This is a genomic window from Paenibacillus polymyxa, from assembly GCF_015710975.1.
Classification (GTDB): Bacteria; Bacillota; Bacilli; order Paenibacillales; family Paenibacillaceae; genus Paenibacillus; species Paenibacillus polymyxa.
In genome coordinates this window covers 5,824,606-5,837,317 of the sequence record NZ_CP049783.1, presented here as the reverse complement: position 1 = coordinate 5,837,317, position 12,712 = coordinate 5,824,606, and the positions used below count along the sequence as shown (strand labels likewise).

Genomic DNA, 12,712 nt, shown 5'->3' with positions numbered 1-12,712 from the left:
GAGGACCATAACTGCAACACGAAGGAGATCATAAATCCATGAATGATTCCGTAATCCGGATTGATAAGCTGAACTTGTATTATGAAAAATTCCACGCGCTGAAACATATAAACCTGGATATTCCTGAAAAAACGGTAACAGCCTTCATCGGCCCATCCGGCTGTGGAAAATCAACCTTGCTGCGTACGCTAAACCGGATGAATGACATGATACCGGGAACGCGTATTGAAGGCACCGTGAGCATTGCCGGTCAGGATATATACGGTGATACTATGGAAGTAGAAACGCTGCGTAAACAGGTGGGAATGGTTTTTCAACAGCCTAACCCGTTTCCCAAATCCATTTATGATAACGTGGCCTATGGTCCGCGGTTGCATGGAATCCGGCAAAAGGACAAGTTAGATGAACTGGTAGAGCAAAGCCTACGGCAGGCAGCACTTTGGGAAGAGGTTAAAAATTTTCTCAAGCGTTCTGCTCTGAGCTTGTCCGGCGGACAGCAACAACGGCTATGTATTGCCCGGGCGCTTGCTGTACAGCCAGACATTTTACTTATGGACGAGGCGACATCTGCGCTGGACCCGATCTCAACGATGAAAATTGAAGAACTGGTTCAAGAATTAAGGGACACGTATACCATCGTCATGGTGACGCATAACATGCATCAGGCAGCGCGGGTGTCTGGTCGAACTGCGTTCTTTTTGAATGGGTTTGTAGTAGAGGCAGCGGATACAGAGACGATGTTTTCCACGCCACAGGATTCACGTACGGAAGATTATATTTCCGGGCGTTTTGGCTAAAGCCAAATTGATGATTATGCGAGAAGGGGTGACTTCGAAATGATACGTAGAAAAGGTTTTGATGAAGGATTAGAAGAACTGAGAGCCGTACTGCGCGAAATGGGTGCACACGTTTCGAAGGCGCTCGATCAGGCTATTGAATGTTTGCAGACCAAAAATACAGAAATGGCCCAGCAGGTAGTCAAAAATGATGCATCCCTCAATACAATGGAAGAAAATATTCTAGATATGGGCTCCAAGCTCATTATTACCCAGCAGCCAGTAGCGAAGGATTTACGCCGGATCATTGTTGCATTTAAAATTTCCAGTGATTTGGAACGGATGGGTGATTTGGCACTTGATATTGCCAAGGTCACACTTCGCTTGGAAGGGCAGCAGGCGATGAAGCCGTTAGTGGATATTCCACACATGGCTTCCATTGTTAAAGAAATGATCGACGATGCGATCAAATCCTATTTGGATGAAAATACAGATCTGGCCTACAAAATGGCTAAAGAGGATGATCGGGTGGATTCCTTGTACAGCCACATGATCAGCGATCTATACGCTTTTATGGTAGAAAAGCCAGCAGAGGCTTCACAAGCCATGCTGCAACTGCTCGTAGGACGTTACATTGAACGCATTGGCGACCATGCTACGAATATCGGTGAAAGCACTGTATATCTCGTGACAGGAGAGCGACCAGATTTGAACCAGTAAGGCTTTTAGTATATAGCGGTTGTTTCTAATCCAGATTTGTCTTGAACAAAAGGCAAATTTGGCTAGGAAACAGCCGTTTTTTTCTGAAAAAGAGTCTTGTATGTTAAGATAGGAAGAGGAATGCGTAATACGTAAGAACGTTACGAATGCATTGATGAACTTGCGAGGTGCGAAATGGATAAACTCATGCTTATAGATGGTAACAGTATCATATACCGGGCGTTTTTTGCTATGCCGCCGTTGACGAATTCAAGCGGACAGCAGACGAATGCGGTGTACGGATTTACGACAATGTTATTGCGGCTTTTGGAGGAGCACAAACCAACACATATTTTGGTTGCGTTTGATGCTGGTAAAATTACGTTTCGCCATAAAGGGTACGAGGATTACAAAGGTGGACGGGAGAAAACGCCGCCGGAGCTGTCCCAGCAATTTCCGCTGCTGAAAGAGCTATTGACCGCCTTCGGTATTGCCCAATTTGAACTGGATGGTTATGAGGCAGATGATATTATAGGCACCCTGTCCAAAACAGCGGACGAAGCGGGTTTTAATGTGCTGGTTGTGACCGGCGACAAGGATATGCTTCAATTGGCTTCAGACCATGTCACAGTCGGCTTGACCCGCAAAGGGGTTACCGAGGTGGAAACGTATGGACCTGAGCAGATTCAGGAACGTTACGGCTTGAAGCCGCTGCAAATCATAGACCTTAAGGGCCTGATGGGCGATACGTCGGATAACATTCCTGGTATTCCGGGCGTGGGTGAGAAAACAGCGCTCAAGCTGCTGCATCAATATGGTTCAGTTGAAGAGGTGCTGGCGCACACGGATGAGCTGAAGGGTAAAATGAAAGAACGCGTGGAGACTCATGCTGACGATGCGCGAATGAGCAAGGATTTGGCGACCATTTATCGGGATGTAACGTTGGACAAGCAACTGGAAGATGTGGTTTTCAGCGGGCTACAGGCAGAGACGGCTGGACCAGCTTTGGCGAAGCTGGAGTTCAAGTCCCTGCTGGAGCGTTTATCCTTTTCGGGCGAGGTCGGCAGTGCTGGAGTCGGCGTAGAGGAAGCCGTAGCAGACGTGACTGTGCTGGATGAACAGCGGATCAGCGAATTGGTAGAAGTGCTGAATAACGTAGATGTGCTGCATGTTGAGACGCATGGTGATAATCCGCATCATGCTGAGATTGTAGGCTTGATATTTGCCGCAACAGGGCGTCAGTTTTTTATGACACTGGAAGTTCTACAAAGTGATGCAGCTACCCCTATTCGGGAGTGGCTTGCCGACCCTGAACGCAAAAAACGCGGTCATGACCTGCATCGTACGGACTTGGCTTTACACTGGCATGGAATTGAGTTTGCTGGAGCTGAGTTTGATGTGCAGCTGGCCGGATACTTGCTAGATCCGACAGACGCCAATCAGACATTGAGTGGGCTGGCAGCCAAGTATGGCTTGTCATCGATTCGTCCAGACGACGAAGTGTTTGGTAAAGGAGCTAAATATAAAGTTCCTGACGTAGATGTACTATCCGATCATGTGGCGCGTAAGGCAGCGGTGATCGAAGCGTTGGTACCTGTGCAGCAGGCGGAGCTGGAAAAAACGGAAATGCACAAGCTGTTCCATGAGCTTGAGATGCCGTTATCCCGCATTCTGGCGGATATGGAGAAGCAGGGTATTTTGGTGAATGTAGAGGAACTGCGCGCTTTGGGAAAAGAATTTGAAGCCCAGATTACAACGTTGGTGGGTGAGATCTACAGTATTGCAGGGGTAGAGTTCAATCTTAATTCGCCTAAGCAGTTGGGTGAGATTTTGTTTGATAAGCTGGGTCTGCCCGTTATTAAAAAGACAAAAACCGGGTACTCGACCGATGCAGAGGTGCTGGAAAAGCTTGCGCCATATCATGATATTGTGCAAAACATATTGCAATATCGCACCATTGCCAAACTTCAATCGACGTATGTCGAAGGATTGCTTAAAGAAATTTCGGAGAAGACAGGTAAAGTGCATACGTATTTCCGGCAGACGGTTGCAGCAACTGGACGCTTGAGCAGTCAATTTCCGAATTTGCAAAACATTCCGATCCGTCTCGAAGAAGGACGCAAAATCCGCAAAGTATTTGTTCCATCGGAGCCGGGCTGGTCGATTTTGGCGGCAGACTATTCACAAATCGAGCTGCGGGTGCTGGCTGATATTTCGGATGATGAGCGTTTGAAAGAGGCTTTTGTTCACGATATGGACATCCATACCAAGACCGCATCCGATGTGTTCGGTGTACCGGCAGAGGCTGTAGACTCCGATATGCGCCGTTCTGCAAAGGCGGTCAACTTTGGGATTGTTTACGGGATTAGTGACTATGGTCTGTCGCAAAATTTGAATATTACGCGGAAGGAAGCGGCTCGCTTTATCGACCAGTATTTTGACGTGTTCCAGGGTGTTCGCCGTTACATGGATGATATTGTGAAGGATGCGAAGAGGGATGGATACGTAAAAACGTTGTTGGAACGCAGACGATATTTGCCAGAGATAAACGCCAGCAATTTCAACCAGCGTTCGTTCGCCGAGCGTACAGCGATGAATACGCCGATTCAAGGTACCGCAGCCGATATTATCAAGCTGGCGATGGTGCAGATGGACGCAGCGCTGCGTGAGCGCAATCTTCGCAGCCGTATGCTGTTACAAGTACATGATGAGCTTGTATTCGAGGTTCCGCCTGAGGAAATGGAAACGATGAAAGAGCTTGTTCCCGCTACCATGGAAGCTGCATTAAAGCTGGCTGTGCCGCTTAAAGCGGAAGTAAGCTATGGCAGCAATTGGTATGAGGCCAAGTAAGATATTTCAATGAGTAGATAGTCCCAATTTGACGTTGCTTCCGTTATAATATAGGGTGAGGTGAAGACATCATGCCGGAATTACCGGAAGTAGAAACCATTAAACGAACACTAAACGAGCTTATAGTCGATAAACATATAGATCATGTAACCGTAAATTTGCCGCGTATTATCCAACGTCCCGATGATATTCACGCATTTGCGATGGAATTGGCTGACCACCGGATTATTGGGGTGGAAAGACGCGGTAAGTTTCTGCGGATTTTGCTGGACGGGCTAGTGCTTGTCTCCCATCTTCGAATGGAAGGACGCTATGGATTGTATTCACAAGATGATCCTGTGGAAAAGCATACCCATGTCATCTTTCATTTTAAAGATGGTACAGAGCTGCGTTATCAGGATGTGCGCCAATTTGGTACAATGCACTTATTTCCGGCAGGACAGGATTTGCTGGAAAAGCCGCTGAATAAACTCGGTCTGGAACCGATGGACGAGGCTTTTACACCTGAAATGCTGCGTGCCGCTGTTGGAACTCGTTCGACTTCGATCAAGGCAGCGCTGTTAAACCAGTCATATGTGGTAGGCATCGGGAATATTTATGTAGATGAATCGTTATTTAAGGCAGGGATTCATCCGGCACAGCCAGCCAAAAGCCTAACGGATAGCCAATTTCGAGTACTGCATGAAGCTATTGTCTCCACGCTGGGCGCGTCGATTCAGGTTGGTGGCTCGTCCATCAAATCTTTCGTTAACGGACAGGGCAAAACGGGCGATTTCCAGCATCAGTTGCAAATCTATGGACGCAACGCGAAGCCTTGTATTAACTGTGGTACATTGATCGAAAAATCCGTCGTAGCTGGACGTGGCACACATCATTGCCCGGTCTGCCAGCCTTTGCGCTAAACAGGCACAGTCACCCCAAGCCCATCCCTCTCATATATTGTTCCAAGTACCAATACTGCGAAGGGAGTCGGTTGCTGTAAGGCCCAGCCTTCGCAATGGGAGGGAATTGGAGTGGCTAATCATTGGGGAGCCCTGCTGTTACTGGCATTTGCGCTAAGTTTGGACAGTTTCGGAGTCGGTGTTACATATGGTCTGCGCAAAATGAAAATTCCATTGTTGTCGATTGCTATCATCTCCGTATGTTCAGGTTTGGTGATCGGCATATCCATGCAGCTCGGCGCATTACTATCCCGTGTCCTGTCTCCTGTATATACGACGGTTTTCGGTGCTGTCATTCTGATCTGTATCGGCTGTTACTCTTTGATTCAGGCTCTGCAACGCAAGGAAGATTTGACGGAAGAAACAGCGGAAGTCCCTCGGGATCTGCACCTTACGGAACAGGTTGATTCAGATTCAGGGCATATATCAGCTCTTGCGGAGAAAAAAAGTGCTGAGAATGCCAATACAGAGTCTCTAACCAGCTCAGGAAGAGATCTATCGACAGAGACTTCTTTGGAGCTACAGCAGGAGGAGCGAACGTTATTTTCGCTGGAGTTCCGCAAATGGGGGCTTGTTATTCGGATTCTTCGAAGCCCGTCTGCTGCGGATATGGACCGTTCCGGCAGTATATCTGCTACCGAAGCGGTTTGGTTAGGTATTGCATTATCGGTCGATGCGTTCGGAGCGGGCTTAGGTGCAGCCATGCTTGGTTTTCAGCCCCTGTCTACTGCGCTGGCTATTACGTTATTCAGTGGTGTATTTTTGATTGCTGGTATGAAGGCAGGGTTCTTCCTGTCAGCATTTCGATTTATGAAGGCGCTCGGCGTATTGCCGGCATTATTACTGATTATGATGGGTATATTGAAGCTGTTATGAGGTGAAGAGCATGAATATCGGATTAACCGGAGGGATCGCTACCGGAAAAAGCACCGTGTCGGCTCTTTTGGTCGCCAAGGGTGCGCTGCTGATCGACGCAGATGCCATTGCCCGGGAAGTTATGCTTCCGGGGCATCCGGTGCTGGCGGCGGTCATACAGCATTTTGGACAAGCTATAGTGAACAGTGACGGAACCCTGCACCGCAAAAGACTGGGAGAGATTGTATTCAGAGATCCTGTACAGCGACAGGCACTTAACGATATTACGCATCCTGCTATTCGTGAGGAAATGCGTCTGCGCATGGAAGCTTATGAACGGGAGCAGCCGGACAAGCTTGTTTTGGCAGATATCCCGTTAATGTATGAGTCTGGGCTGGAGAGCCTGTACGAGGAAATTATGGTTGTATATGTACCACGTGATGTTCAGCTCCGACGTCTGATGCTCAGAGACGGTCTGACAGAAGAGCAAGCCGAGCTTCGTTTGTCCGCACAAATGGATATCGAGCAGAAAAAAAATTTAGCTGATATTGTTATTGATAATAGCGGAACACAGTCTGAGACGCAGATGCAAATTGATCAGTTTTGGCAGCGAAAGGGACTTGCATGAACATTTTACGTAAGAAAAGAGTCCTGCTCATTTTGTTTGTCGGATTTGTCCTGATTCTGTTCCTCAACTCGAATTGGATGTCCTGGTTTTACCCGATTCAATATAAGGATGAGATTCGGCAGTATTCACAGACCTATGAAGTGGACCCATTTTTGGTGGCGTCTATTATCCGTGTGGAAACAAATTTTAAAACCAGCAAGCAGTCACACAAGGGGGCGCTGGGGCTTATGCAGATTATGCCGAACACAGCCAATTGGATTATGGAGAGTGCCCAGATTCAGAAGGTCCCGCTGGATAGTGTCAAGCACGAGCCCGGCACCAATATTGAGCTGGGGACCTGGTATCTGCATAACCTGTCTATGAAGTTTCAGGATAATCCTGTGGTCATCGTAGCTGCTTACAATGCTGGTCCAGGTAAAGTTCAGGAATGGCTGGATCAGGGGGTGTGGGATGGCAAAGAAGAGTCCATTAAGCAAATCCCTTTTGGTGAGACACGGCATTATGTACAGCGAGTCATCTACTACTACAGGCAATATACAAAAATTTATGATGTGTTTTAAGTGACAGGTTAATGACAACATGAGCCTTTTCGCTTTAAAATGAAAAAAAGCGCAGGACAGGCTGTTTTTAGCAGCCTATCCCTACACTTTTTCGTATTACTTCTTCATTATTACCGAGATTATTGGTATTGTCCTGCCAATTGTTGTTCGGCGATCGTTACGAGGCGTTTTGTGATGTAGCCCCCGATCGAACCGTTCTCATAGGAAGTCATGTTACCTTGGTATCCATCTTGAGGAATGCTGATACCCAGCTCTTGAGCGATTTCATATTTCATTTGCTCCAGAGCACCGGAGGATCTGCTGACTACCAGGTTGTTGGAGTTGCCATTGTTTCCTTGTGCCATTGTTGTTCACCTCCTCGCGACGTGGTAAACATATTATGATCCGTTTCGACAAAATTATTACTAAAAAGCTTCGGGAATTTATTGGAAAAGGGAAGTGATGAGATTATGAAGTGCCCGTATTGCGCTTACAACGGCACGAAAGTGTTGGATTCGCGACCAGCGAATGATAATAAGTCCATCCGACGCCGCCGCGAATGCGAACAGTGTGCCAGGCGTTTTACCACCTTTGAAATGGTGGAAGAGACCCCACTGATGGTCATCAAAAAAGATGGCAGCCGTGAAGAGTTTAGCCGTGATAAAATGCTGCGCGGTCTCATTCGAGCCTGTGAGAAGCGTCCAGTATCAGTCGAGCAGCTCGATCTGATTGTATCTCAGGTGGAGAACGCCATTCGCAACACGGCAGCCACAGAGGTGGATAGCCAGCAGATTGGTGAGCTGGTCATGGAACAGCTCTATCCTGTGGATGAAGTGGCCTACGTACGCTTTGCGTCCGTCTATCGGCAGTTCAAAGACATCAATATGTTTATGAAGGAACTGAAAACACTGTTATCCAAAGATACAGACAGCGACTGATCGCTGACTGTATCTTTTTAGGGCCGTGGCGGGAAGATGTTAATATTTTTTTTATAAAAGTATTGACACAGGGTCGAATATTTTATATGATATAGAAGTCGCTTGAAACGTTAATTAACTTACATGAGACGGGGCCTTAGCTCAGCTGGGAGAGCGCATCGCTGGCAGCGATGAGGTCAGGGGTTCGATCCCCCTAGGCTCCACCATAATTTTATATGGACTCTTAGCTCAGTTGGTAGAGCAGTTGACTCTTAATCAATTGGTCCAGGGTTCGAGTCCCTGAGAGTCCATCCTTTAAAAAAACGGCAGAAATGCCGTTTTTTTTGCTGTTTATATATCTATTCCCGGTCTAACCGAGGATAGAAAGGGTTGAATGAGCGCTTATCGAGTTTGACTCTGAATAGCAACCCATTGTTAGTGAGTGTAACTTTGATCGTTGTTTCAACTTAGTTCATATTTTACAATAACATGAGTTGAGTTCCTAAGCATTGAACTGGACTTAGTGAAAAGCAAGATGAGATTTGAGAGGAGGGGAACGATGTATCCTATCATTGGTTTCGTACTCAATCTGCTCCATGCAAAGCCTGCGGAATAAATAAGGCGAAGCTTAGTATGGAGCGAATACATTTCGCCTGAAGGATTAGTTGTTTGCAGACGCAGACTTTGCCCTTAAAATACCAATTTATTTTATTTTAAGGAGCTAGCCCGAAATGAATTATTTGAAGGCAACTGATTTGCTTCCTGATGATTTACTTAAGGAAGTTCAGCGGTATATACAAGGAGAACTGATTTATATCCCCAATCGTCCGAGTGAGCGCAGGAGATGGGGGGAAAGCTCTGGAGCAGCCCAATATTATCTCAATCGGAACGAAGAGGTACGTGCAAGATTTAATGCGGGAGTGTCCATTGACGAGCTCTCAGAACAATACGGACTGTCTACAGATCGCATTAAAAAAATCGTATATTCAAAAAAATAAAAAATAGGTGCCCACAGAGAAGATCTGTGGGTTTTTTGTTATCCTCTTTTATAAGTATAACGTTACAAACATTTGATAAAAGAACTTGGCATATATCAGACCTTGCAGAATCATTACAATAGGATCATTACAGAAGAGCAGGAGGTAAATAATGAAGTATACTCAGAAAAAATTCGAAGCATATGACTTTTTAAAGATTAGAGATTTTTTGAAACAGTCGCTGAAAAGCAACCCTGACCTCAAAAATTGGTTCATAGATCGCTGGAATTTCTGTAGATATTGGGGACAAATCATGCACAATACATTTGAAAAGTGGCCTGAGACGGTTGGGATTTGGGAGGATGAACATCAAGAAATTGTTGCTGTTGTTCACCCGGAAGGAGAAGATAACATAGGTGAAGCTTATTTTCAGCTTGCAGATCGTGATTTTTCAAATGAATTTCTAAATGAATTAATAGATTATGCTGAAAAGAAATTAGCTTTACATGGAGAGAGAGAGTCAACTTTAGATATAATCGTAAACGAGGATGGAGAGCAACTTAAGGAGCTTTTGAAAAAAAGAGGGTACACCTTGCAGGATGGGAAAGAAACGACGTCCTGTATGGATGTACCGCATGATGTAAAGCTGGACTTACCCAGCGGGTTTAGAATTTCGGATGCGAATGAAGTTGGGGATTTCGAAAAAGGATTTGCTCATGGAAAAGCATTCGGGTACTACAAGGGCGATTATCCAGATAATGATGTCGCTGAGCGATGTTATATATCATTGAGAAATGCCCCTGATTATATACCAGAATTCGATGTAGTCATCCTGGACTCCAACAATGAGGTTGCTTCTTTCACTACTCTCTGGTACGACGAGCTTAATAAAATAGGAATACTGGAGCCTGTAGGAACGATACCTAAGTATAGAAAAATGGGGCTTGGAAAAGCCGTTATTTATGAAGCCATAAAAAGAGTCAAGGACAAAGATGCAGAAAGAATCTTTGTGGGTTCTGACCAGCCTTTTTATCTTTCAATGGGTTTTTCATTAGCATATTCTAAAGAAATATGGCAAAAAAAGAACATCACTGCTTAACGCTGACTAACATAATCGGCGAGAATTTGTAGATAATCATCATTTACCAATTGTCTGGGGGCAAATACGGCGGTTAAGAAGGTTAGGGACTTGGAATGCGCAATTTGTTCATTCATCATGGAATGGTCAACTTCTGGCAAATGAATGACAGACAGCAGCTCTGGAGATATCTTTTGGCGATATACTCGCTCGGTGTCTTTTACATCTACGTTCATATCTTTCCCAGCCAGAACCAAGAGTACAGGAGATTTAAAGTAGCTTAATTCTTCCGTAGAATCAGAACGAAAATTTTTGCCTATAAAGCTCCATCTTTCTTTGGAAATGATATCGTTAGGACTGGCTATGCTTAGGTATTCTTCATAGGATGCATGATTTTTCAGTAATTGTAGAACCTTATGGTCGTAGTCCAGTCTCTTTTTAATTTGCTGCGGGCTAGCTCCTGCTTGTTCCAACTCTTTTTTTGTGTTAAATTGCCCTTGTGTAATCCAATTCACAGCCGGCGATACAAGGATGCTGAATCCAATATCATGCTTCTCTTTAACGATCTTCGGAATGACCCAGCCTGCTTGACTGGCTCCCCAAAGGCCGATTTTGTGCTTATCAATCATCGGTAAGGTTTTGGCCCAGTCAACTGCATATCGAATCTCCTGTGCCCGGTCCTCCATACTTTGCTCCAGCCAATCGCCTGGAGCGCGGTTAATACCGGGCTTATTCAGGGATAAGGAAGCATACCCCTTAGAAGCAAACCTTTCCCACAGTGGTTTGTATCCATCATCATACGTGTCATTGATTGGACCATCTCCATGGACAAAAACAACCAGTCCAATCTTTCCCGAGTAGTTCTCAGGCAAAGCTAGTGTACCTGTTAATACTCCTTTGGGAGTCGCAATTTGTATTTTTTCTTCCGTCATCTTGTAGGAATTTTGATATAAAACAATCAATATCAAGGCAACAGCCAGACCTGCCGCAATACCAAGGGTTAGCTTATATGTTTTTTTCAATGCTGTTCTCTCCTCGAATGCAGTTTCGTTCTTTCCAGCTCAGATGCCATACAGGCTCCTTGAACCAAAAATGTCGCCAATAATTATATTGAGACTGCTCAATTTCAAATGCTAGATTGTGGTACAAGCGGATAGCTTGCCGGTTCTGATGTGCTACATGAAGTGTCAACGCATGGAAACCGGATTCAACCGTAAACTGCTGTGCGAAAGCTAGAAAACGTCGCCCGATCCCTTGATTGCGATGACTTGAGCGAATCGCCAAATGATCAATGTAACACTCATCTATGGCAGGTTTATAGTCCAGCGCATACATGCCTGTCAAAAATTTAAATACATTGAAGCAGCCAAACTGTTTTATAAGCGAAGCCAAAGAAGTGAGATTTGTTTTAGGAAGTGAAGAGGAGGGAGTCTTCCATTTGAGCGAAAGGACACCAATAACATCTTCGTTCTCTTTAACCACAAGTTGCTTCCCAGATATAGAATCAGGATGTTGAACCCAAACCTGCATTAATAAACGCTGTATATCTTGATCCTCCAAAGTAACAAGAGCTTGAAATTTTGCCTTAAACGATTCCACTAAGAGCTTACATACGGCTTCATGGTCTTGCTCTTGATAAGCAACAATGTCATAGGATTGTGGACTCATGTAACGTCCTCCTGCACATCGGAAATTTTTACTTGAATCTCATATTGCAGCTCGTTGCTGTCGAATATGGATAGATAGGATTTTTCCACCACAATGACCTTGCTTAGGCATTCATATTGGTGCTGGGTCGCATAATGCTCCAGTTGTTGGACTTGGTGTTCGATCTCAGCGTCTTCAGTGGCAGAGAAGTGCTTATAAAGATAGCTGCCTTCTTCCAGAATATAGTCAGCTGCTCCTGATGTTGTTTCATAATATAGTTTCACCTGTCCAGAATCAGATAGATAATGTAGATCATTTTCAAATAATTGTGGTGGTGAAGGCCGCTGCTCAAATAGATTCCTGGCCGTGAGTTCTTGATCACTCTCCAATGCAAACCACAGCTTTAAATGTCGAGTATCCAAAAGCTTGATTCGATACTCATTGTTTTGCCGGGTAAGGTTATGATGTTCTTTTAGCACTTTATGAATAAACTGTTCGAGCAGCTTTAAGTTAGCGATTTCATCCTGTACCTTCTGTAACGAATGTTCTAAAAGCTGGTTGTAATCATCGGCAGTGTAGGAAGTCATGCATTCTTCAATTTGGCCGACAGGGATATTTAATTTACGTAGCATTAAAATATGTGAAAGTTGATAAATTTCATGAAGTCCGTACATTCGATATTGATTTTCATCTGTGTATAACGGATAAAGGATACCCTTTTCTTCAAAATACCGCAGCTGATGTACAGATACATTCATGAGCTGAGCAAGCTGACTAATCGTAATGTGTTTTTTCAATGACAGGT

The 12,712-nt window shown here is 45.0% G+C and carries 14 protein-coding genes and 2 tRNA genes; 12 read left to right on the top strand and 4 right to left on the bottom strand.

The genetic code is table 11. The annotated features are described in order from the left end of the window. Positions 1–38 precede the first annotated feature (38 nt). The 7 genes from pstB to G7035_RS26525 all read left to right on the top strand — a co-directional run bounded on the left by pstB (position 39) and on the right by G7035_RS26525 (position 7,309). Positions 39–797, top strand: a complete 759-nt coding sequence (gene pstB, locus G7035_RS26555; protein WP_019686845.1) for a phosphate ABC transporter ATP-binding protein PstB — start codon at positions 39–41, stop codon at positions 795–797. Between the two features lie 39 nt (positions 798–836). Next, positions 837–1,496, top strand: coding sequence for a phosphate signaling complex protein PhoU (phoU, locus tag G7035_RS26550; protein WP_019686846.1), 660 nt, complete (start codon positions 837–839; stop codon positions 1,494–1,496). A 174-nt stretch (positions 1,497–1,670) separates the two neighbouring features. Then, complete coding sequence (polA, locus tag G7035_RS26545) at positions 1,671–4,325, top strand: DNA polymerase I (protein WP_016819637.1); 2,655 nt, start codon at positions 1,671–1,673, stop codon at positions 4,323–4,325. 71 nt (positions 4,326–4,396) lie between these two features. Further along, positions 4,397–5,227 (top strand): DNA-formamidopyrimidine glycosylase, encoded by an 831-nt coding sequence (mutM, locus tag G7035_RS26540; RefSeq protein WP_016819638.1) that lies wholly within the window; start codon positions 4,397–4,399, stop codon positions 5,225–5,227. 111 nt (positions 5,228–5,338) lie between these two features. After that, positions 5,339–6,142 carry an MntP/YtaF family protein gene (locus G7035_RS26535; protein WP_016819639.1) on the top strand — a complete coding sequence of 268 codons (804 nt, stop codon included), beginning with the start codon at positions 5,339–5,341 and terminating at the stop codon, positions 6,140–6,142. Positions 6,143–6,152: 10 nt separating this feature from the next. Further along, positions 6,153–6,749, top strand: coding sequence for a dephospho-CoA kinase (gene coaE, locus G7035_RS26530; RefSeq protein WP_019686847.1), 597 nt, complete (start codon positions 6,153–6,155; stop codon positions 6,747–6,749). After that, the gene (locus tag G7035_RS26525) at positions 6,746–7,309 is read left to right on the top strand and encodes a lytic transglycosylase domain-containing protein (RefSeq protein WP_019686848.1); all 564 of its coding nucleotides are present in this window, start codon (positions 6,746–6,748) and stop codon (positions 7,307–7,309) included. Before coaE ends, G7035_RS26525 begins: the two co-directional genes overlap by 4 nt. 119 nt (positions 7,310–7,428) lie before the next feature. Here the strand turns inward: G7035_RS26525 and G7035_RS26520 are convergent, their stop codons facing one another. Continuing rightward, positions 7,429–7,653: an alpha/beta-type small acid-soluble spore protein gene (locus tag G7035_RS26520; RefSeq protein ID WP_013309613.1), complete on the bottom strand. Its 225-nt coding sequence runs from the start codon at positions 7,651–7,653 to the stop codon at positions 7,429–7,431. 105 nt (positions 7,654–7,758) lie between these two features. Here G7035_RS26520 and nrdR point away from each other — a divergent pair, with 105 nt between their 5' ends. The 5 genes from nrdR (at position 7,759) to G7035_RS26495 (ending at position 10,281) form a co-directional block, all read left to right on the top strand. Beyond that, positions 7,759–8,226 (top strand): transcriptional regulator NrdR, encoded by a 468-nt coding sequence (gene nrdR, locus G7035_RS26515; RefSeq protein WP_013370366.1) that lies wholly within the window; start codon positions 7,759–7,761, stop codon positions 8,224–8,226. 130 nt (positions 8,227–8,356) lie between these two features. Continuing rightward, positions 8,357–8,432 (top strand) — tRNA-Ala (locus G7035_RS26510). An 11-nt stretch (positions 8,433–8,443) separates the two neighbouring features. Next, positions 8,444–8,516, top strand: a tRNA-Lys gene (locus tag G7035_RS26505). A 420-nt stretch (positions 8,517–8,936) separates the two neighbouring features. Continuing rightward, positions 8,937–9,203 (top strand): CD3324 family protein, encoded by a 267-nt coding sequence (locus G7035_RS26500; protein ID WP_019686849.1) that lies wholly within the window; start codon positions 8,937–8,939, stop codon positions 9,201–9,203. A 151-nt stretch (positions 9,204–9,354) separates the two neighbouring features. After that, positions 9,355–10,281: a GNAT family N-acetyltransferase gene (locus G7035_RS26495; protein ID WP_019686850.1), complete on the top strand. Its 927-nt coding sequence runs from the start codon at positions 9,355–9,357 to the stop codon at positions 10,279–10,281. On the opposite strand, the gene G7035_RS26490 is transcribed toward G7035_RS26495, so the two are convergent. From G7035_RS26490 to G7035_RS26480, 3 genes are read right to left on the bottom strand one after another with little or no spacing between them, the layout of a single operon-like run. Continuing rightward, positions 10,278–11,282 carry an alpha/beta hydrolase family protein gene (locus G7035_RS26490; protein ID WP_019686851.1) on the bottom strand — a complete coding sequence of 335 codons (1,005 nt, stop codon included), beginning with the start codon at positions 11,280–11,282 and terminating at the stop codon, positions 10,278–10,280. The two genes, G7035_RS26495 and G7035_RS26490, sit on opposite strands and share 4 nt — an antisense overlap. Continuing rightward, the gene (locus tag G7035_RS26485) at positions 11,266–11,928 is read right to left on the bottom strand and encodes a GNAT family N-acetyltransferase (RefSeq protein ID WP_019686852.1); all 663 of its coding nucleotides are present in this window, start codon (positions 11,926–11,928) and stop codon (positions 11,266–11,268) included. Before G7035_RS26485 ends, G7035_RS26490 begins: the two co-directional genes overlap by 17 nt. After that, the gene (locus G7035_RS26480) at positions 11,925–12,704 is read right to left on the bottom strand and encodes a helix-turn-helix domain-containing protein (protein WP_025364520.1); all 780 of its coding nucleotides are present in this window, start codon (positions 12,702–12,704) and stop codon (positions 11,925–11,927) included. Before G7035_RS26480 ends, G7035_RS26485 begins: the two co-directional genes overlap by 4 nt. Positions 12,705–12,712: the final 8 nt, after the last annotated feature.

Excerpts from the sequence above, each read along its gene's own strand:
- G7035_RS26495 (WP_019686850.1), top strand. The coding sequence starts at position 9,355 with ATGAAGTATACTCAGAAAAAATTCGAAGCATATGACTTTTTAAAGATT.
- G7035_RS26520 (WP_013309613.1), bottom strand. The coding sequence starts at position 7,653 with ATGGCACAAGGAAACAATGGCAACTCCAACAACCTGGTAGTCAGCAGA.
- mutM (WP_016819638.1), top strand. The coding sequence starts at position 4,397 with ATGCCGGAATTACCGGAAGTAGAAACCATTAAACGAACACTAAACGAG.
- G7035_RS26525 (WP_019686848.1), top strand. The coding sequence starts at position 6,746 with ATGAACATTTTACGTAAGAAAAGAGTCCTGCTCATTTTGTTTGTCGGA.
- G7035_RS26500 (WP_019686849.1), top strand. The coding sequence starts at position 8,937 with ATGAATTATTTGAAGGCAACTGATTTGCTTCCTGATGATTTACTTAAG.
- phoU (WP_019686846.1), top strand. The coding sequence starts at position 837 with ATGATACGTAGAAAAGGTTTTGATGAAGGATTAGAAGAACTGAGAGCC.
- pstB (WP_019686845.1), top strand. The coding sequence starts at position 39 with ATGAATGATTCCGTAATCCGGATTGATAAGCTGAACTTGTATTATGAA.
- coaE (WP_019686847.1), top strand. The coding sequence starts at position 6,153 with ATGAATATCGGATTAACCGGAGGGATCGCTACCGGAAAAAGCACCGTG.
- polA (WP_016819637.1), top strand. The coding sequence starts at position 1,671 with ATGGATAAACTCATGCTTATAGATGGTAACAGTATCATATACCGGGCG.
- nrdR (WP_013370366.1), top strand. The coding sequence starts at position 7,759 with ATGAAGTGCCCGTATTGCGCTTACAACGGCACGAAAGTGTTGGATTCG.
- G7035_RS26485 (WP_019686852.1), bottom strand. The coding sequence starts at position 11,928 with ATGAGTCCACAATCCTATGACATTGTTGCTTATCAAGAGCAAGACCAT.